Source organism: Rhizobium sp. YTUHZ044, from assembly GCF_051123975.1.
Taxonomy (GTDB): Bacteria; Pseudomonadota; Alphaproteobacteria; order Rhizobiales; family Rhizobiaceae; genus Rhizobium.
This window is the reverse complement of sequence record NZ_CP101426.1, coordinates 3,859,470-3,882,500: the sequence shown is the minus strand read 5'-3', so window position 1 is coordinate 3,882,500 and position 23,031 is coordinate 3,859,470. Positions and strand designations below refer to the sequence as shown.

The window sequence follows — 23,031 nt, the reverse complement described above, 5'->3', positions numbered from 1 at the left end:
ACTGAAACATCTAAGTACCTGCAGGAAAGGACATCAACCGAGACTCCGCAAGTAGTGGCGAGCGAACGCGGACCAGGCCAGTGGCAATTGTGATTAAAGTGGAACGCTCTGGAAAGTGCGGCCGTAGTGGGTGACAGCCCCGTACGCGTAGATATCATGATTGTCCTAGAGTAGGGCGGGACACGAGAAATCCTGTCTGAACATGGGGAGACCACTCTCCAAGCCTAAGTACTCGTGCATGACCGATAGCGAACAAGTACCGTGAGGGAAAGGTGAAAAGCACCCCGACAAGGGGAGTGAAATAGAACCTGAAACCGGATGCCTACAAACAGTCGGAGCCCGCAAGGGTGACGGCGTACCTTTTGTATAATGGGTCAACGACTTAGTGTAACAAGCAAGCTTAAGCCGGTAGGTGTAGGCGCAGCGAAAGCGAGTCTGAACAGGGCGATATAGTTTGTTGCATTAGACCCGAAACCGAGTGATCTAGCCATGAGCAGGTTGAAGGTTGGGTAACACCAACTGGAGGACCGAACCCGCATCTGTTGCAATAGATTGGGATGACTTGTGGCTAGGGGTGAAAGGCCAATCAAACTCGGAAATAGCTGGTTCTCCGCGAAATCTATTTAGGTAGAGCGTCGAGCGAATACCCCCGGGGGTAGAGCACTGGATGGGCTATGGGGACTCACCGTCTTACTGATCCTAACCAAACTCCGAATACCGGGGAGTACTACTCGGCAGACACACGGCGGGTGCTAACGTCCGTCGTGAAAAGGGCAACAACCCTAACCTCCAGCTAAGGTCCCCAAGTCATGGCTAAGTGGGAAAGGATGTGAGGATCCCAAAACAACCAGGATGTTGGCTTAGAAGCAGCCATCATTTAAAGAAAGCGTAACAGCTCACTGGTCTAAATAAGGGTCTTTGCGCCGAAAATGTAACGGGGCTGAAGCCATGCACCGAAGCTGAGGATGTGTAGCAATACACGTGGTAGCGGAGCGTTCCGTAAGCTGATGAAGGGAGACCCGTGAGGGCTCCTGGAGGTATCGGAAGTGCGAATGTTGACATGAGTAACGATAAAGAGGGTGAGAGACCCTCTCGCCGAAAGACCAAGGGTTCCTGCTTAAAGTTAATCTGAGCAGGGTTAGCCGGCCCCTAAGACGAGGCGGACACGCGTAGTCGATGGGAACCACGTTAATATTCGTGGGCCTGGTGGTAGTGACGGATTGCACAAGTTGTTCATTCTAATTGGATTGGATGGGCAGCGGAGCGGTTCCAGGAAATAGCTCCACCGTATAGACCGTACCCGAAACCGACACAGGTGGTCAGGTAGAGTATACCAAGGCGCTTGAGAGAACTATGTTGAAGGAACTCGGCAAATTGCACGCGTAACTTCGGAAGAAGCGTGACCCCATATGAGGCAACTCTTGTGGGGTGGCACAGACCAGGGGGTAGCGACTGTTTATCAAAAACACAGGGCTCTGCGAAGTCGCAAGACGACGTATAGGGTCTGACGCCTGCCCGGTGCTGGAAGGTTAAGAGGAGAGGTGCAAGCTTTGAATCGAAGCCCCAGTAAACGGCGGCCGTAACTATAACGGTCCTAAGGTAGCGAAATTCCTTGTCGGGTAAGTTCCGACCTGCACGAATGGCGTAACGACTTCCCCGCTGTCTCCAACATAGACTCAGTGAAATTGAATTCCCCGTGAAGATGCGGGGTTCCTGCGGTCAGACGGAAAGACCCCGTGCACCTTTACTATAGCTTTACACTGGCATTCGTGTCGGCATGTGTAGGATAGGTGGTAGGCTTTGAAGCGGGGACGCCAGTTTCCGTGGAGCCATCCTTGAAATACCACCCTTATCGTCATGGATGTCTAACCGCGGCCCGTCATCCGGGTCCGGGACAGTGTATGGTGGGTAGTTTGACTGGGGCGGTCGCCTCCGAAAGAGTAACGGAGGCGCGCGATGGTGGGCTCAGACCGGTCGGAAATCGGTCGTCGAGTGCAATGGCATAAGCCCGCCTGACTGCGAGACTGACAAGTCGAGCAGAGACGAAAGTCGGTCATAGTGATCCGGTGGTCCCGCGTGGAAGGGCCATCGCTCAACGGATAAAAGGTACGCCGGGGATAACAGGCTGATGACCCCCAAGAGTCCATATCGACGGGGTTGTTTGGCACCTCGATGTCGGCTCATCGCATCCTGGGGCTGGAGCAGGTCCCAAGGGTTTGGCTGTTCGCCAATTAAAGCGGTACGTGAGCTGGGTTCAGAACGTCGTGAGACAGTTCGGTCCCTATCTGCCGTGGGTGTAGGAATATTGACAGGATCTGTCCCTAGTACGAGAGGACCGGGATGGACATATCTCTGGTGGACCTGTTGTCCTGCCAAGGGCATAGCAGGGTAGCTATATATGGACGGGATAACCGCTGAAGGCATCTAAGCGGGAAACCCACCTGAAAACGAGTGTTCCCTATCAGAGCCGTGGAAGACGACCACGTTGATAGGCCGGGTGTGGAAGTGCGGCAACGCATGAAGCTTACCGGTACTAATAGCTCGATCGGCTTGATCGTTCTCATTGTTCATGCTCATCAGCCAGAGGCTGATGATGCCTGACCTTTGTCCTGACGCGCCAAGGGCGCTGCGGACGGCCCGCCAAACGATTGGCGACGGCCTCTGGCCTGTATGGGTGCCACAAGCACCCGCAGCCGGAAGAGATCCAAAAGACGTGTTCAAAAAAACAGGCCAACGCCTGCCAGCTTCTCAAATCAATAAGTTGCGCTTTGCCGACCTGGTGGTTATGGCGGGGTGGCTGCACCCGTTCCCTTTCCGAACACGGCCGTGAAACGCCCCTGCGCCCATGGTACTTCGTCTTAAGACGCGGGAGAGTAGGTCGCTGCCAGGTCTGCAAAACGCAACTCAGTTGATAAAAATCTTCTCTGAACAAACCCAAACGGCCAAGGCCGAAACAAAGGGCCGCTCACAAGCGGCCTTTCGTGTTATAATAGTTCCGCGGGGTGGAGCAGCCCGTTCGGCCTAAGATCGATCCACCGGATCGATCTCCAAACGGCCTCACCTCGTCAGGCTACGCCTGACATCGCTCCCGGGCACAACGTCCGGAATGAAATATCGCGGGGTGGAGCAGCCCGGTAGCTCGTCAGGCTCATAACCTGAAGGCCGCAGGTTCAAATCCTGCCCCCGCAACCAATCTTCCCAAAAAGCCCGCCTCGTGCGGGCTTTTTGTTTGGTAACAGCTCGAGAATTTGACGCCTCATCTGCGGCCCGCAAGAAGGAAAAGCCGACGCAGCCCGGACGAAAAATTCCTGAATAATTCTTCCGAACCGACACTATACCATCCTCTAAAGCCCGCAAAATAGCGGGCTTTTTGCGTTTCTGCGAGACAGGAGCGGTAGTCCCCCAAGTTGCCATCGATTTTCAAGTGATGACGAGATAGTTGCTAAAAGGATAATATTCTAATATACCTAGTTCAGGCGCACCTTATATTTTCGTAGTAGCAAGCAACGTCCGTCCATCCGGCGGCGCCTATTATCCTATTCAGCGAGCAGTTCGATTTCATGAAGTAGATAAGATTTATAGGGGGGAATCATGCGAAAATGGGGATCTTCTCTACTGACGTCTCCGCATGGGAGGCGTCGTATTCTATCGGCAATCTCCGCGTTGCCCGCGTTCTGCGCGCTGCTGTTTTTAGCCGGGGTTGCGTCCTCGCAAGCGCCGACCGACGAACAGCGTGACGCGATCAGGGCAGAGTGCCGCTCCGATTTCATCGCGAAGTGCTCGGGGGTGACGCCGGGAGGAATCGAGGCGCTCACCTGCCTCCAGCAGCATAGCGCCACACTTTCAGCCGGCTGCCAGAAAGCGGTTTCGGCGGTGAACGTCAAACCCAAATCGACATCCGCGGAGCCAACGCCGGCGCCAGCGACCGGCGCGCCGCCGCACCGGCCGACTGAGGCGCAGCGGAATGCCCTCAAATCGGCCTGCCAGCGCGATTTCATGGCGCAATGTTCCGGCGTCACTCCGGGAGGTGCGGCGGCTCTCAGCTGTCTGCAACAACATAACGCCGCTCTATCGATGCCATGTCAGCAAGCCGTCGCCGCATTGGGGGGATCGGCGGCACCGACAACCAACGATGCGGCTGCCACCGGTGCGATCACCCCGGCCCCACGAGCAATGATGCCGGCCTTCTCGCCGCGAGAGGAAGTGATGATCCTGCGGGAAACCTGCGGCGCGGACTTCCGCGCCTTGTGCCGCATGGTCCCTCTAGGCGGAGGGCGGGGCATCGCCTGCCTGCGCGACAATCTAGAGCGCGTATCGCCGGAGTGCCACCGCGTGCTCACTTCGGGATTGTAGCGCCCGTTCGACGCTTGATCTCATAAAGAGGTCGTCGCGCCCCGGCGAGAATTCGGTGCGCGACCCCACGAAGACCGGCAAGCACGCGTTGCCTGCCGGCTGCATGGCATCTCTCACATTTCAAGTCCGGCTGCGGAATATCCATCAGCGGCCATCTGCAATTCGATGAAATCAATGACGACACGAACGAAAGGCATTGCCATGTCATCGACTTTCCCTTTTCCGCTATTGAAGCGGATGCTTATCTATGCGTCGGTTTCTGCCGGTTTGGTGCTGCCGACGAGCGCTTGGGCGGATGATGCAAAAGAGCTGCTCAAGAAGATGTCCGATTTTCTGACGGCGCAGAGGACGATCTCCTTTACATATCAATCATCGCTCGAAGCGGTGACGCCTGCCTTTGAGAAGCTCCAGTTCGTGAGCTCGGGGACCGTGAACCTGACCCGTCCCGATAAGTTGCGCGTGACGAGGACCGGCGGCTTCGCGGATATCGACGTCAGTTTCGATGGTTCGTCGCTGACGGTACACGGCAAGAATCTCGACGCCTATGCGAAGATCGATGGCAAGGGTTCGCTCGATGATCTTATCGACCGCCTGATGACAGCGGGTGTCGAAGCGCCGGGCGCCGATCTTTTATCCTCCAACGTCTACGGCGAGCTCATGTCCGATGTGACGGAGGCCAAGCATATTTCCAGTGCTTTCGTGGATGGCGTCGAATGCGAATATCTGGCCTTCCGAACGCCTGAGATCGACTGGCAGATCTGGATACAGACCGGCGCGCAGCCCATCCCGCGCCGTTACGTCATCACCAGCAAGCACGTCGTCCAGGCGCCGCAATACATGCTCGAAATCAGCGATTTCAAGAGTGGAGCAGATGTCGCGGCCGTTTCCTACAACATCGAGATTCCCGGCAGTGCCAAGACGGTCGATCTCAGCGAGCTGCAATCGCTCGATGAGCTTCCAGCGGCTGCCGATGCGGGAGAAGCGAAATGACCTATAACAAGCTGCTGTTCATTCTCGGCTTGGCCGGTGTCCTGACATTTACCGACCTTCGCGTCGAGGGCCAAGGTTCCATGGCGCTGTCGATCGGGTTTGCCACGCCGGCGGGCGCCGTCATCGGCAGGCCGTTGACGCCGCTCTCTTATGCGGGCGTTGCCCGCAGAACGACGCGGCGGGTCGTGACGCGGACGGCGACGACCATCGCCGTGCTTCCGGCAGGCTGTCTCTACGGTGCCTATTATGGCGGCTATTATTATCGGTGCGGGTCGTCCTATTACGCCAAGAGCGGGAGCGTTTATGTACAGGTGATCGTCCAATAAAGCTGCGATTGCTTTACCCGAGATTCGATATCTCTGCCTCCGCCATGGGCGCGGCCGCCTTTACGGTCGCGCCACGTCGTTTCCAATATTCCTCTAGGCGCTGGAGCAGCACGTAGAAGGAAGGAACGAAGAGGATGGCGAGGCAGGTCGAAGCGATCATGCCGCTGAAGACCGATATTCCGATCGACTTGCGGGCCGATGCGCCGGCGCCCGTCGCCAGCACAAGCGGCAGGACACCGAGGATAAAGGCGAAGGACGTCATCAGGATCGGCCGGAAACGCAGCCGGGCGGCCTCGACGGCCGCTTCCAGGATTTCCATGCCTTCCGCCCGTTTTTCACGCGCATATTCGACGATGAGGATGGCATTCTTGGCCGCCAGCGCAATCAGCAGGATCAGGCCGATCTGGGTATAGAGATTGTTGGCCACGCCTGCTGCCGTCAGTGCCGCCACCGTGCCGAGCAGGGCGAGCGGCACGGCAAGTATGACTGCCAGCGGCAGGATCCAGCTTTCATATTGGCCGGCGAGCACGAAATAGACGAGCAGCATGGCGAGCGCGAAGATGAAGTAGATCTGCCCGCCCACGGCTTTTTCCTGATAGGAGAGCGCGGTCCATTCGAAGCCGGCTCCGGGCGGCAATGTATGGTCGGCGATCTGCTCCATGACCTCGAGCGACTGGCCGGAACTGAAGCCGGCGGCCGGTCCGCCGACGATGGTGGCGGTGGGATAAAGATTGTAGAGGCTGATCAGCGAGGGGCCTTCTGTCGTCGTGACATCGATCACCGTGCCGAGCGGCACCATCGTCCCGTCGCCGGCCTTGACCTTCAGATTGCGGATATCGTCGGGGCTGACGCGGAAATCGGAGGCGGCTTGCGCATAGACCTGGAAGGTGCGGCCGAATTTGTTGAACTGGGTGACATAGCTCGATCCGACATAGCCGGAGAGTGCCGAGAAAACCTGCCCCACGGTAATTCCCAGCGTCTCCGCCTTGATGCGATCGACGGAGACCGCAAGCTGCGGCACGTTCGAGCGAAACGGCGTGCTCAGCCTTTGCAGCGATGACTGGGCATTGCCGTTCTTCACGATCGTATCGGCAAGCGATTGCAGCAGCGGATAGTCGGAGACGCCGTTGCGGAGTTCGACCTGCATGGTAAAGCCGTTGGCATTGCCGATGCCCTGTATCGGAGGCGGTACGACCACCAGCGTTTTGGCGGTCAGCACATGCTGCAGCGCGTCGTTCAGATGCTGATAGATCGACAGCAGGTCCTGCCCTTTCTCCTTGCCGCGCTCGTCCCAATCCTTGAGAATGACATAGGCGACGCCGGCATTCTGCAGGCTGGCACTGTTGTCGAGAACCGAAAGGCCGCTGATGGTCAGCACCTGATCGACGCCAGGGGCGGCCTCGGCGATCTTGCCGACCTCTTCCATGACGGCATCGGTCCGCTCTTTCGAGGCGCCATCGGGCAATTGCGCACTGATCAGCACATAGCCCTGATCCTCGATCGGCAGGAATGCCGTCGGCAGGCGCGTGAGCCCCCAGACGGCGACGCCGATCAGCACGAGTGCTGCGATCGCCATGATGCCGCTGTGACGGGTCATCGCTCCGACCAATCCGGCATAGTGGCGTTCGCCCCAGTCATAGCCCCGATTGAAGCCGCGATAGAAGACGTTGCGTTTCTCGGGCGGCACCGGTGCTCGCAGCCAAAGAGCGCATTGCGTCGGTTTCAGCGTCACGGCATTGACGGCGCTGATCAATGCGGTGGCGGCGATGACCAGCGCGAACTGCCGATAGAGCTGCCCGGTCAGGCCGGGCAGGAAGGCGGCCGGAATGAAAACGGCCATCAGCACCAGCGTGATGCCGATGACGGGGCCGAGCAACTCCTCCATCGCTTTCTCTGCCGCCTTGCGGCCCGACATGCCGGCCTCGATGTGCCGGGCGACACCTTCGACGATGACGATGGCATCATCGACGACGATGCCGATCGCCAGAACGATGGCAAACAGCGTCGACAGATTGACCGTGAAGCCCAAGGCCGCCATGGCCGCGAAGGCGCCGATGATGGTGACGGGAACGGTGGTCGCCGGCACGAGCATGGCCCGCCAATCCTGCAGGAAAACCAGAATGACGATGAGAACGAGCACGCCCGCCTCGATCAAGGTGACGTAAACCTCGTCGATGGAGGCCTTGACGAATTTCGTCGTATCGAACGGCAGATGATATTCGAGGCCCGGCGGGAAATTCTTCGAGAGTTCCGCCATCTTCGCATTCACCGCCTGCTCCACGGCAATGGCGTTGGCTTCCGGCAGCTGGAAAATGCCGATGCCGGCCGCCGGCCGGCCGTTTTGCGTGAAGGACTGGCTGTAGGTCTGGGCGCCGAGTTCGACGCGGCCGATATCGCGCACACGCGTGATGCGGCCGCCCTGTCCGCTTTCGACCTTGACGACGATGTTCTCGTAGTCGGCCGCTTCGTTCAGCCGGCCGTTGACATTCAGCGTGTATTGGAAGACCTGCCCTTTCGGCACCGGCGGAATGCCGATCTGGCCGGCGGTGACCTCCTGGCTCTGCTGCTGCACGACATTGACGACATCCTGCGGCGTCAGGCCGCGTGCCTGCAGCAGGTTCGGATCCATCCAGATCCGCATGGCATATTGGCCGGCGCCGAACACCGTCACGTTGCCGACGCCAGGCAGGCGGGCGAGTTCGTTCTGCAGATTGATGACGGCGTAATTCGACAGGAACAGGCTGTCATAGCGGCTGTCGGGCGAGGCCAGGCTGACGAAGCCGAGGATGGCGGTCGATTTCTTCTGCGTCGTCACGCCTTGAAGCTGCACCGCTTCGGGAAGCGATGACATTGCGATCGCGACCCGGTTCTGCACCAGAACCTGCGCCTGATCCGGATCCGTTCCGATGGCAAAGGTCACGATCAGCGAATAGGTGCCGTCGCTGGCGCTGGTCGACTGCATGTACAGCATGTCCTGCACGCCGTTGACCTGCAGCTCGATCGGCAGCGCCACGGTGTCGACGAGGGTCTGTGCGCTGGCGCCGGGAAAGCGGGTCGTCACCTGCACCGTCGGCGGGACGACATTTGGATACTGCGCCACTGGCAGCTGGAACAGGGCAACCGCGCCGACCAAAACGAACACCAATGCCAGCACGTTGGCAAGCACCGGACGCTCGATGAAAAAACGCGAGATCATGCTGTTGTCCTCAGACGTTCAGATGAAGCGTGACGGCGAATTCATTGCGTGGTGGTGTCGGCCTTGGCATCGCCAGCGGCGTTGGCCGTCGGGTTCATTTCCATCTTCTCGGGGCTGACCTTGCTGCCGGGTATGGCCAGTTGAACTCCCTGGGTCACCACCCAGTCAGCCGGATCGAGGCCGGATTGGATGACCCGGAGCGCGCCCTCACGCTGCCCGATCTTGACCTGCTTCTGCTCGATGACATCGTCCTTCCCGAGAACCAGTACGTAGGTGCCAAGCTGGTTCGTTCCGATCGTGTCGTCGCGCACCAGTAGAGCCTTGTCATCGTGGCCGACCGGCACCCGAACTCTGACGAAGAGGCCGGGCAGCATGGCGTGGTCCTTGTTGTCGAACAGCGCGCGCACCTGAAGCGTGCCTGTGGAGGCATCGAGTTGAGGCGACACGTAGTCGAGATGTCCCTTGTGCGGATAGCCTTCCTCGGTCTGCAGACCGATCTCCGCGGGGATGCTTGGAAGGTCCGTCTGCCTGAAAGTATGTCCTTGCTTTGCCAGGGTTTCCTTGATCATCAACACCTGCGTTTCGCTGACGTTGAAATAGGCATAAAGCGGATCGGTCTGGACGATGCTGGCGAGTTTGGTGGGGCCGGACACGCCGACCAGCGTGCCGATGTCGACGAGGTGATCGGTGACGATGCCATCGAAGGGAGCGAGCACCTCCGTGTAGCCGAGGTTGATCGTCGCCAGATCGACATTGGCCTGGGCGTTGAGAATGGCGGCATTCGCCTCGTCGAGAGTTGCCTTGGCACTGTCGACCGCGGTCTGGGTGGTGACCTGTTGCTTCGACAGATTGAGCTGACGGTCATATTCCAGCTTCGCGCCGACCTGCGAGGCTTGTTGTGAGGCGAGTGACGCCTTCGCCTGATCCAGTTGCGCCTGATAAGTGTCGCGTTCGATGCCGAAAAGCTTGGTACCCTTCTTCACCATCATGCCGTCCTGGTAATCGATGGATTGGATATAGCCCTGGACACGCGCCTCGATATCGACGGCGTTGAGCGGCGCCGTATTGCCGGTGAGCTCGAAATAAAGCGTGACCGGTTGCTGGACGGGCTGTGCGACCCGAACCACGGCAGGTGGAGGAGGAACATAAGTGTTCCCGCTTTCCTCACAGCCGACGAAAAGCGCCAAGCCGGCAAGTGTCAGAAAAAATCGCAGACCCTGATGCAATCCCCCACGCATTGCCGCCGCCTCGACATGTCAAGAGCCCAGTTTTCGCTGCGTGCCTCGACGGCGGCCCCCACCGGCCTGCCGAAGGTTTCAAGGCATGCGATATTATGTCGCGGCATTGCTAAAAATTGCAATAGTCCTTGATGCACAATTGAACTGCTTCGCAGTGTCGAAGGAGCAGTGTGAAGGTCTGCCAGTCCCATCGGAGATCGTAAGCCGGCTACGGTTTACCCAGCCGTTCGAGGGCGGACTGCAACGGTGCGTCGGAAACGCGGACCAGGCCGATGTAAGGATTGGCCATGTCCGAAACCAGGAAGACGGCGCCGGCGACGGATAAGGCGCAGACGAAGAGAATGGACAGCACTGTGGGATTCGGCGGTGCCTGGAGTCCGAAGGTCGTGAAAAGCAGCGAGAGCCAACAGACGAGAACGGCAAGGAAGGCCCAGGGCAGGCCCTCGCTGCCGGATTCGACCAGCAGCCAGTGGGTTTCGGCCACCGTGCCGCTCACATCGAGAGCGCGCGCCTGGAGGGAATGATGCATGGCATCGCGCGGCGACAGCGATCGAAGGTCGCCTTGAACCGCCTCAATGTCCTGGTATTCCCCGGGCGCTTTGCGCGATGGCTCGTCGGTGGTCTCGGCACTCCAGCCGCGGCTCAGCCGCCTCTCGATCAGCTGGCGCAGTAACTGGCGGGCATGATCGGTCTCCGGGCCGTATTGCGCCATGACGCGGTCCAGCAGCAGAACCCGCGCAGCCGCCGTCCTCATCTCGACTTCGGCATCGTCATAGCTCGATTTGGCGGATGCGATCAGCAGACCGAGGGCCAAGGCCGACAGCGTTCCGACCACCGCGGTTGCGAGCCTGATGGCATCCTTGGATTCCGGGCTGAGATGATGATCCGGCAAGCGGCCGCGCACCATCATTCCCATCGATGTTGCCGCCGACAGAAAGACAAATACAATCCCGCCAAGCAACAGTGAGCTCAACTCCGGTCTCCATATAATCTTAACGATCCTGCAAGCTGCGATGCTTGCAAGCTCTATACAAGAAATGCGGTCATCATAGCGGAGGACCGACGGAGCGTGGAACTCTTTACTTCTCTGTTCTCGGGCGGAGATCACTGCTGGAAGATGAGAAGCACGTAAGCCAGGAAAAGCACCAGATGAACGGCACCCTGCATGAGATGAGTGCGACCGCTGGCGAAGGTAATGATGCTGACGGCAAGGGTGAGCAGGAGCATCACCAGATCGCTGTGTTCCAGCCCAAGGGTGACCGGGTGTCCGTAAAGACGGCTGACCACGAGCATCGCGGGTACGGTCAGCCCGATCGTCGACAGGACTGAACCCAGAAAGATATTGACCGCGCGCTGAAGATTATCGGCGATGGATGCGCGCACGGCGCTGATCGCCTCGGGCGTCGCGACAAGGATGGCCATGACAACGCCGCCGAAGGCGGTCGGCGCGTGCAGGGTTTCGATGATGTAATCGATCGGCCGCGCAAGCTGTTCGACCAGAAAGACCACCGGACCCATGTAGGCGAAGAGCAGAACGGCATGCGGCCAGACTGGCCGGTGCGGAAGGGCGTGTTCGCCTGGATGTGCGTGGCGATTGGCGTCGGTCGTGAAATAATCCTGATGGCGGCCAGCCTGGAGAAACAGGAATGTGGCGTAAAGGCCGACCGAGACGATGCCCAGTATCAATTGCCGCGGCGCCGATGGATGCTGGCCGTCCGGGCCGGCAAGAAATGTGGGCATGACGAGGCTGAGCGTCGCCAGCGGCACGATGACGCCGAGATAGGCGTTGGCGCCCTGGAGATTATGCTGTTGTTCCGGCCGCCGCCAGGCGCCCAGCAGCAATGACAGGCCGACCATGCCATTAAGGATGATCATGACGACCGCAAACAAGGTGTCGCGCGCAAGCGTGGGATTGTTCTCGCCGTGAATCATGACGGCGGAGATCGCCATGACTTCGATCGAGGTTATGGCAAGCGTCAGAATGAGCGTGCCGTACGGCTCCTTCAGCCGCTCGGCCAGATGATCCGCATGCCGGACGACAGACAGGGCGGAGCCGAGAACGACCGCAAACAGCCATCCGAAAACCACGGCGAACCAAAGCGGATCGGGAAGCCGACGGAAGAGCTGCTCCGGAAAGGCGAGAAATATCAGGCTGGTTGCGATGCTGACGCCGAGGAACCATTCCTCGCGCAGACCGGTCTCGCCGATGGTGCGCAGTGCGGGCCTGTCAGTCATCAAGACCGCCGCAATTCCGCAAATTCCGCCGCAATGCGATCATCAACACCATGGTGTCCCGCCCGCTGTCCTGCCCGCCACATAAAAGGAATCGAACGAGGCCGTCCAAAAACCAGACAGCCCAACCTTCATGCGGAAAGCCATTTCGCCTTTGTCATTGAAACAAGCTCGACCCAAGCCCGGCCCTTGTCGCCATCCAGAATACAAAAGGACCGTACCTCACGCCAGATGCCACGTGATCGAGGCGCAGACTCTGCAAGCCAGGCAGGACTTTGTTATTCGCGGCCGGTCGCCGGGATCGCAGCGCCGGTGACGACGGCTGCGGCGGGCGAGATCAGGAAGGCGATGAGCCGGGCGATCGACTGCGGCGATACCCAGGCGTGCGTTTTTGCATTGGGCATGGCAGCCCGATTCTCGGGGGTATCGATCGTGCCTGGCAGAATGCAGTTGGCGGTGATGCGGTCGTCGCGGCATTCGGCGGCAAGCGCTTCCGTCAGCCGGATGACGGCAGCTTTCGAGGCTGCATAGGCGGCCTGGTTAGGACCGGCCTTCAGGCCGGGCATCGCAGCGACGTGTACGATGCGGCCGTAGCCTGCCGCCTTCATCGTCGGGAGAACCGCCGCGCTGATCGTCAGCGCGGTGCGGGCGTTTGCCGTCATCATGGTATCCCATTGCGCGGGGGCTTCCGGCCCGACCGGGCCCATCTGAAACCCGCCCACGGTGTTGACCAGAGCGCCTACGCCGCCGAAGCGCTTGACGGCTCGGGCGACGGCGGCGGCGCAGGAAGCGTAATCGGTGAGCTCCGTTCCGGCGATCGAGAGAAACTCGGCGGACGCAGGAAGCTCGCCGGCCAAAGCTTCCAGCTCCTGGCTCGAACGGTTCATGCAGACGAGTTTTACGCCGGCGCCGGCAAGCTCCCGGACAACGGCGCTGCCGAGGTTGCCGCCGGCTCCCGTGACGATCACGGCTTTCTGGTCATTCATGGCAAGCGATCTCCTGACGGTGCCGGTGCTGGACGCCGCGCATTGTTGGTCCAGGCTGCGCCGCAACGCAACCCCTGCGCAGCCGCGCCAGTCAGGTATCTTGAGAATGCGGGCGGAGCTGAAAGCTCCGCCCGACATCATCCCGGTCTCGTCTACTAACCTTCAGTGATACTTTTCCCGTTCGCGGCCGAGGATGACCGGCGCATCCAACCCAGAGATCGGGCGGGTGACATCTGCCGGGATGTCACCGGTGAGCTGCAGGTCCAGGTAGCGAGCGCAGCAGACGCGCAGGAAGGATGTGAAGTTTCCGAGATCATGGCCGGCATCGATCGATTCATGGTGCAGCCGAGTAATCAGCTGCACGACGTTCATTCCGTCGCGCCGGGCAATCTCCTCAAGCTTCGACCAAAAGAAGTTCTCCAGCCTGACGCTGGTGACCATGCCATCGATGCGCAACGACCGGGTGGTGCTTTCCCATAGCCGCGCATCCGCCTTGATGAAGAGTTCACACATGTCGCCCTCCCGGCGCCGCCTCGTCAGGCGGCGTTGGTTTCAGGTAATGACGAGGCATCGAGCACGGCCATGAACTGCCGCAGCCAGGAGGGATGCGCCGGCCAGGCCGGCGCCGTGACCAGGTTGCCGTCCGAGACCGCATCGGTGATGGAAATATCGGCGTAAATGCCGCCGGCAAGTTCGACTTCCGGCCGACAGGCCGGATAGGCCGAGCAGGTGCGGCCCTTCAACACGCCGGCGGCGGCAAGCAGCTGCGCGCCGTGGCATATGGCGGCCACAGGCTTTCCGGCATCGAAGAAGTGCCGGACCGATTGGATGACGTCGGCATTGAGGCGAAGATATTCCGGCGCGCGGCCGCCTGGGATGACCAGGGCATCGTAATCCTCCGCCCGAACGCTGTCGAAAGTGGCGTTCAGTGCGAAATTATGGCCCCGTTTTTCCGAGTAGGTCTGATCGCCCTCGAAATCATGAATGGCGGTGGCGACGGTCTCACCCGCGTTCTTGCCCGGGCAGACGGCATCGACCGTATAGCCGCAGGCGAGCAGCGTTTGAAACGGCACCATCGTTTCATAATCTTCGGTGAAGTCACCCGTGATCATCAGGATCTTAGAAGCTGGCATCGCATCCTCCTTGGAAACCAACAGACGAAGATTAACAAAGACCGCCCAGCAGCAGGTACTATGGGAATACTACAGGCGAAATTCTCGGCCGGAACCAGGTGAGCATCGCGACGGGAGCGTTCTCGGATCCCTTTCCGGATGTAAAACGGTTGCGTCCATCAAGCGGCAGATATCAAACCGTCCTGACCGTCGCATCCGGGACGGCACAGGCCTCGCCGCCGCCGAAGAGACGGGAACGGGTGAGGAAGCGTTTCTCGCGCCCGTTGTCGAGCGAGAACATGCCGCCGCGGCCCGGCACGACGTCGATGATAAGCTGCGTATGTTTCCATGCCTCGAACTGGCTTGCGCTGATATAGACCGGCACGCCGCCGATCTCGCCGAGCTTGACGTCGCTGTCGCCGACCATGAATTCATTGGCAGGATAACACATCGGCGAAGAGCCATCGCAGCAGCCGCCGGACTGGTGGAAGAGGATATCGGGATGATCCCGCTTGATTTCCGCGATCAGATCGAGGGCCGCATCGGTGGCGAGAACACGCGGTTCGCCGTTGACGGTCGTTTCCATGGTTCTTCCTCCAAGGTCTCGGTTCCCCTGCCCACAAGGGCCCTTGTGGGGAGGGGTTAGGGAGGGGCTTTGACACTCCCTCCCATCATTCAGAAAGCTTCTCAGAAGAAACCCAGTGCCTTCGGGCTGTAGCTGACCAGCATGTTCTTGGTCTGCTGGTAATGCTCGAGCATCATCTTGTGGGTTTCGCGACCGATGCCGGATTGCTTGTAGCCGCCGAAGGCGGCATGGGCGGGGTAGGCATGGTAGCAGTTGGTCCAGACGCGGCCGGCCTGGATCTCGCGGCCGAACCGGTAGCAGCGATTAGCATCGCGGCTCCAGACGCCGGCGCCAAGACCGTAGAGCGTGTCGTTGGCAATTTCCAGCGCCTCCTTCTCGGTCTTGAAGGTCGCGACCGACACCACCGGCCCGAAGATCTCTTCCTGGAACACACGCATCTTGTTGTGGCCCTTAAAGATCGTCGGCTTGACGTAATAGCCGTTCGCCAGTTCGCCGCCGAGATCATTGCGCGAGCCACCGGCCAGAACCTGGGCGCCTTCCTGCTTGCCGATGTCGAGATAGGCGAGGATCTTCTCAAGCTGCTCCGTCGATGCCTGGGCGCCGATCATCGTTTCCGGATCGAGCGGGTTGCCCTGTTTGATCGCCTCGACGCGTTTGACGGCTTTTTCCATGAAGCGGTCGTAGATCGATTCCTGCACGAGGGCGCGGCTCGGGCAGGTGCAGACTTCACCCTGGTTGAGGGCGAACATTGCAAAGCCTTCGAGCGCCTTGTCGAGGAAGTCGTCATCCTCGGCCATCACATCGGCGAAGAAGATGTTCGGCGATTTGCCGCCGAGCTCCAGCGTCACAGGAATGAGGTTCTGGCTGGCATATTGCATGATCAGCCGGCCGGTCGTCGTTTCGCCGGTAAAGGCGATCTTGGCGATGCGGGGGCTGGTCGCCAGCGGCTTGCCGGCCTCGATGCCGAAGCCGTTGACGATATTGAGCACGCCGGGCGGCAGCAGGTCGCCGACGAGTTCCGCCCAGAGCAGGATCGAAGCGGGGGTCTGTTCGGCCGGCTTCAGCACGACGCAGTTGCCGGCGGCAAGTGCCGGCGCCAGCTTCCAGGTCGCCATCAGGATCGGGAAGTTCCACGGAATGATCTGGCCGACAACGCCGAGCGGCTCGTGGAAGTGATAGGCGATGGTGTCGTGGTCGATCTCGCCGATCGAACCTTCCTGGGCGCGGATGCAGGAGGCGAAGTAGCGGAAGTGGTCGATGGCCAGCGGAATGTCGGCCGCCATGGTTTCGCGGATCGGCTTGCCGTTGTCCCAGGTTTCGGCCTGGGCGAGCAGTTCCAGCTTGTCCTCCATCCGCTGGGCGATCTTCATGAGGATATTGGAGCGCTCGGAAGCCGAAGTCCGGCCCCATTTTTCCTTGGCCGCGTGGGCCGCATCCAGCGCGAGATTGATGTCCTTTTCATCGGAGCGCGGGATGTCGCAGAGTTTTCCGCCTGTGACCGGCGTCACGTTTTCAAAGTATCTGCCTTCGACCGGCTCGCGCCATTCGCCGCCGATATAGTTGCCGTATTTCAGCTTGAACGGCGATTCCACGATTTTCTGATGAAGCATGTCATCCTCCCTTGATGATCCAGGTTCCAATCGAACCAGTGGGAGCAAAATGTGCGCGTTTTGCCGAAGGGAACAGGGTGGAGGATTAATACCGCAGCGCACACTGTCGCAGACATGCGACAGGGTCGCGTTTTGATTGCGATGTCCTATGGAACCGCTGGCGCCTGGTTTAATGCAGGCCCAACTTCTTCATCTTCCGGTGGAGCGTGGCGCGGCTGATCCCGAGGGCGATCGCCGCCTGTGAGACATTGCCGCTGGTGCGCGACAGCGCTCGCAGCAGGGCCGCTTTTTCCGCTTCCACAATCTCTTCCTGTTGTGAGACGGCGGCTTCATGGAGCGCATCGGCGGCGGGGATGCCGGCCGCGATCCGTTTGTCGTCCAATTGCAGCGCGATCCGGGCGGCGCGGGTGGCGCCAAGGACAAGGTCATGCCTGTCGACGGCAAGCAGGGCGGCGGCGGAATTCGCGCTCGTCGGGACCATCAGGAAACGGGCGCCGGCAAAGGCCGATCGAAAGAGATTGAGCTCGATGCGCATCGCCGCGTCGCGCACGGTCTGCGTGAGGATCGCCAGCGTCATCTCGTTGACCTCGTCGCGGCAGGTGGAGATGTCTAGTGCAGCGGCCAGTTCGCCGCGATGATCGCGGATCGGGGCCGTCGTGCAACTCAGGCGGATATTCGAGCAGAAGAAATGTTGATCCCGAAAAATGGCGACGGAACGCTCGTCGGCAAGGGCGGTTCCGATGCCGTTGGTGCCCATGCTCGCCTCGGTCCATACCGAGCCGGTCCATAGGCCAAGATCATAGAAATCCTTGTCGTCGCCGGCAGAGCCCCGGCGCTCCAGCGCAATGCCCTTCCTGTCCGTCAGAAGAATGCAGCAGCCGGCCCTGCCGACCGTGGTAAAGAGGCGGTCAAGTTCCTCGGTTGCGCCGGCGATCAGCTGTTCCGACTGTTTACGAGCGTCAAGAAATTCCTGGTCGGTAAGACGCACCGGCGGGCGTTCGTCCTCGGGAACGAGGCGATGCATGGTCATACACCTCCGCCACGACGCGACGATCGGAGAACTCGCAGCAGCGGAATTCCGCTGCGCAGAGGTATAGACATGCTCCGCATGTGCTGACTGTTCCTGCATCTGCTCCTCCCACGGAACTTCAGCATAGTCTGATGGAAAAGCGGCCGGTTTGCAATTGCACGCTCGGCGGCCTCCCTCTTCGCCCTTGGTGATCAGACGCAGTGCTGAAAAGCTTCAAGGATGGTCGCACGACATCGTGCTCCACTTCATTGATCTAGATCTGGTTCAAGACCAACGATGTCTATCGCGACAGCCGGGCCTCGATGCCGCGCGCGGCTGCCCTGCCGGTCGCAAGGCAGGCGGTGAGGAGATAACCGCCGGTCGGCGCCTCCCAGTCGAGCATCTCGCCGGCGACGAAGGTGCCCGGCAGCGCCTTCAGCATGAAGCCTTCGTCGATGCTGGTCCAGCGGATGCCACCTGCAGAGGAGATCGCCTCGGCGATCGGCCTCGTATCGAGAACCGGTACCGGCAGAGCCTTGATCGCGCCGGCGAGACGTTCGGGATCGGTCCAGTCGCGGGCGGGCGCGAGTTCGCGCAGCAATGCCGCCTTGACGCCGTCAAGCCCAGCGCCCTTGCGCAGGCGGTTTGAAAAGCTCGACTTGGTGTCCTGCCGCCTCAAGTCGCGCGCCAGCCTTTCTGTCGTCCGGCCCGGGGCGAGGTCAAGCGTCAGGGCAGCGTTGCCGTGGTGCTGCAGCCGGTCGCGGAGGCTGGCCGCATGGGCGTAGACCAGGCTGCCTTCGATGCCGCTGCCGGTGATGACGAACTCGCCGGGAAAGGTGCCGGCTTCGGATGTGGCGGTGACCGACTTGACGGGCTCGCCGGCGAAACGCGTACTGAAGCTGGCGCTCCAGCCGACGACGAAGCCGCAATTGGCGGGCCGGAAGGCGTCGATTTCGACGCCTCTCTCGGTCAGCCACGGCAGCCAGGCCGCATCCGAGCCAAGGCGCGGCCAACTTGCGCCGCCAAGCGCCAGCAGGGCGGCGTCGCAATGGGCGATGCTACGCCCTTCCGGCGTTTCGAAAACGTAACCGTCTTCGACAAGGCCGGTCCAGCGGTGGCGGGTGCGCAACGCAACCCCCCGCTCTTCCAGCCGTTTGAGCCAGGCACGCAGCAAAGGAGAAGCCTTCATCACCTTCGGGAAAACCCGGCCGGAGGAGCCGACGAAGGTCTCGGTACCAAGCCCTGCGGCCCAATCCCTGATATCACCGGGAGTAAAGGCATCGAGAGCGGGACGCAGACGGGCTGAAGCCGTTCCGAAGCGCGTAACGAAACGGGCATAGTCCTCCGAATGGGTGATGTTGAGGCCTGATTTGCCGGCCAGCAGGAACTTGCGAGCGAAGGTCGGCATGGCGTCATAGATCGTTACCGCATGGCCGGAGAGCGACAGCAGCTCGGCAGCTGCAAGACCCGCGGGGCCGCCGCCGATGATCGCAATCCGTTTCTGGCTCATGATGTCTTCGCCCGATTCCTTCCGGCGCAGTTTTGCCGCGGGCGCCGATCACCTGCAAGAGTACAGGTTCGTCAATGGTGAGAATGTGTGCACTGACCGTGGTCGGCGAGAACCTCGATGACGCGGCATTGGTCGACGCGGCCGTGGCCGCAGCTCTCCACCATCATTTCCAGCTCGGCCTTCAAAGCCATCAGGCTGCGGATGCGCTGCTCGACTTCGGCGAGGCGAGCCTTGGCGATGGCGTCGGCCGAGGCGCAGGACTGGTTTGGATCATCCTGCAATGTGAGCAGCGTGCGAATTGCCTCGATCTCGAAACCGAGCTCTCGGGCATGACGAATGAAAGTGAGGCGGCTGATATCGGCAGGTTCGAAGGATCGCTGGTTGCCTTCGCTGCGGCTCGGGGCCGCGAGCAGGCCGATGCTCTCGTAATAGCGCACCGTCGGCACCTTGACGCCGCTTCGGCGGGCCGCTTCGCCAATCGTAATCTTTTTCATGATTTTCTCTTGCACCTCTAGTCGCTAGAGGATGTAGGAGGGGTGCTTCTGTTTGACAAGGAAGCGCATCATGGTTGAGACGAGCGAGACACGATACAGGGTCGGCGGCATGGATTGCGCTGCCTGCGCGACCAAGATCGATACCGCGGTCAGGCGCGTAGCAGGTGTTGTCGATGTCTCCGTCTCGGTGGTAACGGGCACCATGACCGTCCGGCATGACGGCAGCAGCGATCTCAAGGCAGTCCAGAGGAAGGTGACGGGGCTTGGTTATTCCGTCTCGCCCTTTACCGGAAATGCGAAGCTCGCGCGTGAAGACCGCCCGCACCATCATCACGATCATACCGCTCATGATCACGACCATGCCCATGACGACGAGAAGGAAATTGACGGCCGGCATGGGGACGACCATGCGCCGATGGCCGGTCGCTGGTGGCGGAGCAGGAAGGGCCGGCTGACCATTTTTTCGGGTGGAGCGCTCGTTGCCGCCTATGCCGTCGGCCATGTGGTGCCGGCGAGTGCGTCCTACGCCTTCTTCGTCGCGATACTGGTCGGTCTGCTGCCGATTGCGCGGCGAGCCGTCATGGCGGCTTTGTCCGGCACGCCGTTTTCGATCGAGATGCTGATGACGATCGCCGCCGTCGGCGCCGTCATCATCAATGCGGGCGAGGAAGCGGCGACCGTCGTCTTCCTGTTCCTCGTCGGCGAGTTGCTCGAAGGCGTGGCGGCGGGCAAGGCGCGCGAAAGCATCCAGTCGCTGACGGCCCTGGTGCCGAAAACCGCGTTGCTCGAAGACAATGGCCAGATGCGGGAGGTGCCGGCGGAAAGCCTTGCCGTCGGCGCGGTCATCATGGTTCGCCCCGGCGACCGCATTTCGGCGGACGGCGTCATCGTCTCAGGCGAGAGTGCGATCGACGAGGCCCCGGTGACGGGCGAGAGCACGCCGGTGCGCAAGGGCGTCGATGCCGGCGTCTATGCCGGTACGGTCAACGGTGATGCGGTGCTCAGGGTTCGCGTCACGGCGGCCGCTGCCGACAATACCATCGCCCGCGTCGTCAAGCTGGTGGAAGAAGCGCAGGAATCGAAGGCGCCGACGGAGCGCTTCATCGATCGGTTCTCTCGCTATTACACGCCGGGCGTGGTCGTCGTCGCCGCACTTGTCGCGGTCGTTCCGCCGTTGTTTCTCGGCGGCGCGTGGGGTGAATGGATCTACAAAGGCCTTGCCATCCTGCTGATCGGCTGCCCCTGCGCGCTCGTCATTTCGACGCCGGCGGCGATCGCCGCTTCGCTGTCGGCGGGCGCGCGGCGCGGGCTCTTAATGAAGGGCGGCGCGGTGCTGGAGACGCTCGGCACGGTGACGATGGTCGCCTTCGACAAGACAGGCACGTTGACGGAAGGCAAGCCTCGGGTGACGGACATTGTTTCCTTCGGATTGGGTGAGGCGCAGCTCCTGTCGCGCGCGGCTGTGCTCGAGCAGGGCTCCAGCCATCCGCTGGCACTGGCGATTCTCCACCGCGCCAAGGCGGACGGCGTGCCCGTGCCGCCGGCCTTCGAACTGGAAGCGCTGCCGGGCAAGGGTGTCACCGGCAAGGTCGGCGGCGAGACATTGGATCTCTTGTCGCCGCCCGCCGCCCGCGAGTGCGGGGCGCTGAACGGGGAGCAGGAAGCGCGTATTGCAGGGCTCAATGATGAGGGCAAGAGCGTATCGGTGCTGCTCGTCAATGGCACTGCGGCCGGCCTGATCGCCATGCGCGACGAGCCGCGCGAGGATGCCGGGGCGGGGCTCTCCGCGCTCAAATTGGCCGGTGTCAAGGCGATGATGCTGACCGGCGACAACAAGCGGACGGCGGCAGCCGTCGCCGGCATGCTCGATATCGACTGGCGCGGCGAGATGATGCCCGAAGACAAGCAGCGGGTCGTCGGCGAATTGAAGCGTCAGGGCTTCGTCGTCGCCAAGGTCGGCGACGGCATCAACGACGCGCCGGCGCTCGCCGCCGCCGACATCGGTATCGCCATGGGCGGCGGCACCGATGTGGCGCTGGAGACCGCGGATGCCGCCGTGCTGCATGGACGCGTCGGCGACGTGGCGCGGATGATCGCGCTTTCCAAGCGGACGATGCGCAATATCCTTGAGAATATCACCATTGCGATCGGGCTGAAGGCTGTCTTCCTGGTGACGACGATCGCCGGCATGACCGGGCTCTGGCCGGCGATCCTCGCCGATACCGGTGCCACGGTGCTGGTGACGATCAACGCGCTCAGGCTGCTTCGTGTACGGGGATGAATGTTTTGCCGGTGGCGGTTTGAAGACCAGCGATTCGGGGCCGGTCATCCGTTAGGTCGGCGCTCAGTTTGCTGACAAGGTCTCATGCTCGGCCTTGTGCCGAGCATCTCACCACTGCAATTATCTGGCAGGAAAGCTCTTATTTTCAGAATGGACCTGGGTGGATCGTCGGCACAAGGCAGCACAAGGCCGAGGATGACGTCGCGGGTTTTGCGTCGTCTATCCGCAGCCTGGCAGCTGGCTATAGGCCAGCCCCACCACGGTCATCTCCAAGCCTGTTTTCGTTAAGCTTTCGTTGTCCATGTTTTTCACAGGAATGCAGCGATTTCAAACCTGCCGTAACGCAATGCACAAACCATCCGTTGACGTGAATTACGATTCGCGTACTATATCTAGTGTTCAAGGTTCCTTCGATTCGTGAGGATCGCGGGCTAAGACGGGAATACGGTGCGCTGCGCCATCATGGTGCGACAATGCCGGAGCTGCCCCCGCAACTGTAAGCGGCGAGCAACTGTCCGATTTCAGGTCACTGGAGCATGATGCTCCGGGAAGGCTGGGGCAGGGTGCTTCGACCCGTGAGCCAGGAGACCTGCCTCGAACGAAACGTCCACGGGCGGGGTGTCCGGAAGGTCGCGTGCATGAAGCGGAATGATCCGTGTCTGTTGCGCTGCCCCGAACGTCCGCATGAGCATTTCGGGGGTTTGAAGTCATGTCGAGAACATCAAAGCCGCCGCCCGTGCACATCCTGCGAGGGATGATGTCGGGCGTTTAAAGCGCCAACTTTGCCAGATCATTATCAAGCATTGCCCCGGACGTCGCACGGCGCCCGATCCCAGTCCTGTGTCCTGCATTCACTGACATCACGAGGAAGATGATGAGCGTTACCGTTTACAGCAAGCCGGCCTGTGTCCAATGCACGGCCACTTACCGCGCCCTCGATCGCCTGGGCGTCGATTATGAGATCGTCGATATTTCCGAGGATGCCGAAGCGCTCGATCGCGTGCTTGGCATGGGCTACATGCAGGTTCCGGTCGTCGTTGCCGGCGAGCAGCATTGGGCGGGCTTCCGCCCCGACATGATCAGCGCGCTCTCCTGACCGGAGAAAAGC

General features: G+C 60.8%; 17 protein-coding genes, 1 tRNA gene, 2 rRNA genes and 1 riboswitch (1 of these 21 cut by a window edge). Of the genes, 8 read left to right on the top strand and 12 right to left on the bottom strand.

The window, feature by feature from the left end:
- From NL154_RS19025 to NL154_RS19000, 6 genes are all read left to right on the top strand, one after another.
- Window positions 1-2,558: ribosomal RNA gene (locus tag NL154_RS19025) — 23S ribosomal RNA — on the top strand; it begins 321 nt to the left of the window's first position.
- Window positions 2,559-2,775: 217 nt separating this feature from the next.
- A 5S ribosomal RNA gene (gene rrf, locus NL154_RS19020) occupies window positions 2,776-2,890 on the top strand.
- A 225-nt stretch (window positions 2,891-3,115) separates the two neighbouring features.
- Window positions 3,116-3,192: transfer RNA gene (locus tag NL154_RS19015), tRNA-Met, on the top strand.
- Window positions 3,193-3,591: 399 nt separating this feature from the next.
- Window positions 3,592-4,353: a cysteine rich repeat-containing protein gene (locus tag NL154_RS19010; protein WP_434733197.1), complete on the top strand. Its 762-nt coding sequence runs from the start codon at window positions 3,592-3,594 to the stop codon at window positions 4,351-4,353.
- Window positions 4,354-4,554: 201 nt separating this feature from the next.
- Window positions 4,555-5,343, top strand: a complete 789-nt coding sequence (locus NL154_RS19005; RefSeq protein WP_434733196.1) for a DUF2092 domain-containing protein — start codon at window positions 4,555-4,557, stop codon at window positions 5,341-5,343.
- Entirely contained in the window at window positions 5,340-5,669 is a 330-nt protein-coding gene (locus NL154_RS19000) for a hypothetical protein (protein ID WP_210629704.1), read from the top strand. Before NL154_RS19005 ends, NL154_RS19000 begins: the two co-directional genes overlap by 4 nt.
- 13 nt (window positions 5,670-5,682) lie before the next feature.
- Here the strand turns inward: NL154_RS19000 and NL154_RS18995 are convergent, their stop codons facing one another.
- From NL154_RS18995 to NL154_RS18940, 12 genes are all read right to left on the bottom strand, one after another.
- Window positions 5,683-8,865, bottom strand: a complete 3,183-nt coding sequence (locus NL154_RS18995) for an efflux RND transporter permease subunit (RefSeq protein ID WP_434733195.1) — start codon at window positions 8,863-8,865, stop codon at window positions 5,683-5,685.
- A 41-nt stretch (window positions 8,866-8,906) separates the two neighbouring features.
- Window positions 8,907-10,103: an efflux RND transporter periplasmic adaptor subunit gene (locus NL154_RS18990; RefSeq protein ID WP_221123659.1), complete on the bottom strand. Its 1,197-nt coding sequence runs from the start codon at window positions 10,101-10,103 to the stop codon at window positions 8,907-8,909.
- Window positions 10,104-10,311: 208 nt separating this feature from the next.
- Window positions 10,312-11,076 (bottom strand): DUF4239 domain-containing protein, encoded by a 765-nt coding sequence (locus NL154_RS18985; RefSeq protein WP_221147812.1) that lies wholly within the window; start codon window positions 11,074-11,076, stop codon window positions 10,312-10,314.
- Window positions 11,077-11,207: 131 nt separating this feature from the next.
- On the bottom strand, window positions 11,208-12,338 hold the full coding sequence (locus tag NL154_RS18980; RefSeq protein ID WP_434733194.1) for a calcium:proton antiporter: 1,131 nt from the start codon (window positions 12,336-12,338) through the stop codon (window positions 11,208-11,210).
- Window positions 12,339-12,613: 275 nt separating this feature from the next.
- The gene (locus NL154_RS18975; RefSeq protein WP_210629709.1) at window positions 12,614-13,321 is read right to left on the bottom strand and encodes an SDR family NAD(P)-dependent oxidoreductase; all 708 of its coding nucleotides are present in this window, start codon (window positions 13,319-13,321) and stop codon (window positions 12,614-12,616) included.
- Window positions 13,322-13,483: 162 nt separating this feature from the next.
- Window positions 13,484-13,834, bottom strand: a complete 351-nt coding sequence (locus tag NL154_RS18970; RefSeq protein WP_210629710.1) for a ribbon-helix-helix domain-containing protein — start codon at window positions 13,832-13,834, stop codon at window positions 13,484-13,486.
- Window positions 13,835-13,857: 23 nt separating this feature from the next.
- Complete coding sequence (locus tag NL154_RS18965; protein ID WP_210629711.1) at window positions 13,858-14,454, bottom strand: DJ-1/PfpI family protein; 597 nt, start codon at window positions 14,452-14,454, stop codon at window positions 13,858-13,860.
- Between the two features lie 172 nt (window positions 14,455-14,626).
- Window positions 14,627-15,019 (bottom strand): DUF779 domain-containing protein, encoded by a 393-nt coding sequence (locus NL154_RS18960; protein WP_004677349.1) that lies wholly within the window; start codon window positions 15,017-15,019, stop codon window positions 14,627-14,629.
- Between the two features lie 101 nt (window positions 15,020-15,120).
- A complete protein-coding gene (gene adh, locus NL154_RS18955) occupies window positions 15,121-16,629 on the bottom strand; it encodes an aldehyde dehydrogenase (RefSeq protein ID WP_210629712.1) in 1,509 nt (502 codons plus the stop codon).
- Window positions 16,630-16,798: 169 nt separating this feature from the next.
- Window positions 16,799-17,758 (bottom strand): helix-turn-helix domain-containing protein, encoded by a 960-nt coding sequence (locus NL154_RS18950; RefSeq protein WP_210629713.1) that lies wholly within the window; start codon window positions 17,756-17,758, stop codon window positions 16,799-16,801.
- Between the two features lie 181 nt (window positions 17,759-17,939).
- Complete coding sequence (locus tag NL154_RS18945; protein ID WP_210629714.1) at window positions 17,940-19,148, bottom strand: TIGR03862 family flavoprotein; 1,209 nt, start codon at window positions 19,146-19,148, stop codon at window positions 17,940-17,942.
- 71 nt (window positions 19,149-19,219) lie between these two features.
- Window positions 19,220-19,642 carry a MerR family transcriptional regulator gene (locus tag NL154_RS18940; protein WP_210629715.1) on the bottom strand — a complete coding sequence of 141 codons (423 nt, stop codon included), beginning with the start codon at window positions 19,640-19,642 and terminating at the stop codon, window positions 19,220-19,222.
- A 70-nt stretch (window positions 19,643-19,712) separates the two neighbouring features.
- Between NL154_RS18940 and NL154_RS18935 the strand changes: the two genes are divergently transcribed.
- Window positions 19,713-21,923 carry a heavy metal translocating P-type ATPase gene (locus NL154_RS18935; RefSeq protein ID WP_221165112.1) on the top strand — a complete coding sequence of 737 codons (2,211 nt, stop codon included), beginning with the start codon at window positions 19,713-19,715 and terminating at the stop codon, window positions 21,921-21,923.
- A gap of 385 nt (window positions 21,924-22,308) precedes the next feature.
- Window positions 22,309-22,534, top strand: a riboswitch (cobalamin riboswitch).
- 263 nt (window positions 22,535-22,797) lie between these two features.
- On the top strand, window positions 22,798-23,019 hold the full coding sequence (gene nrdH / locus NL154_RS18930) for a glutaredoxin-like protein NrdH (RefSeq protein ID WP_210629717.1): 222 nt from the start codon (window positions 22,798-22,800) through the stop codon (window positions 23,017-23,019).
- Window positions 23,020-23,031 lie beyond the last annotated feature (12 nt).

Excerpts from the sequence above, each read along its gene's own strand:
- NL154_RS19010 (WP_434733197.1), top strand. The coding sequence starts at position 3,592 with ATGCGAAAATGGGGATCTTCTCTACTGACGTCTCCGCATGGGAGGCGT.
- NL154_RS19005 (WP_434733196.1), top strand. The coding sequence starts at position 4,555 with ATGTCATCGACTTTCCCTTTTCCGCTATTGAAGCGGATGCTTATCTAT.
- NL154_RS19000 (WP_210629704.1), top strand. The coding sequence starts at position 5,340 with ATGACCTATAACAAGCTGCTGTTCATTCTCGGCTTGGCCGGTGTCCTG.
- NL154_RS18995 (WP_434733195.1), bottom strand. The coding sequence starts at position 8,865 with ATGATCTCGCGTTTTTTCATCGAGCGTCCGGTGCTTGCCAACGTGCTG.
- NL154_RS18990 (WP_221123659.1), bottom strand. The coding sequence starts at position 10,103 with ATGCGTGGGGGATTGCATCAGGGTCTGCGATTTTTTCTGACACTTGCC.
- NL154_RS18980 (WP_434733194.1), bottom strand. The coding sequence starts at position 12,338 with ATGACTGACAGGCCCGCACTGCGCACCATCGGCGAGACCGGTCTGCGC.
- NL154_RS18975 (WP_210629709.1), bottom strand. The coding sequence starts at position 13,321 with ATGAATGACCAGAAAGCCGTGATCGTCACGGGAGCCGGCGGCAACCTC.
- NL154_RS18970 (WP_210629710.1), bottom strand. The coding sequence starts at position 13,834 with ATGTGTGAACTCTTCATCAAGGCGGATGCGCGGCTATGGGAAAGCACC.
- NL154_RS18965 (WP_210629711.1), bottom strand. The coding sequence starts at position 14,454 with ATGCCAGCTTCTAAGATCCTGATGATCACGGGTGACTTCACCGAAGAT.
- NL154_RS18960 (WP_004677349.1), bottom strand. The coding sequence starts at position 15,019 with ATGGAAACGACCGTCAACGGCGAACCGCGTGTTCTCGCCACCGATGCG.
- adh (WP_210629712.1), bottom strand. The coding sequence starts at position 16,629 with ATGCTTCATCAGAAAATCGTGGAATCGCCGTTCAAGCTGAAATACGGC.
- NL154_RS18950 (WP_210629713.1), bottom strand. The coding sequence starts at position 17,758 with ATGCAGGAACAGTCAGCACATGCGGAGCATGTCTATACCTCTGCGCAG.
- NL154_RS18945 (WP_210629714.1), bottom strand. The coding sequence starts at position 19,148 with ATGAGCCAGAAACGGATTGCGATCATCGGCGGCGGCCCCGCGGGTCTT.
- NL154_RS18940 (WP_210629715.1), bottom strand. The coding sequence starts at position 19,642 with ATGAAAAAGATTACGATTGGCGAAGCGGCCCGCCGAAGCGGCGTCAAG.
- NL154_RS18935 (WP_221165112.1), top strand. The coding sequence starts at position 19,713 with ATGGTTGAGACGAGCGAGACACGATACAGGGTCGGCGGCATGGATTGC.
- nrdH (WP_210629717.1), top strand. The coding sequence starts at position 22,798 with ATGAGCGTTACCGTTTACAGCAAGCCGGCCTGTGTCCAATGCACGGCC.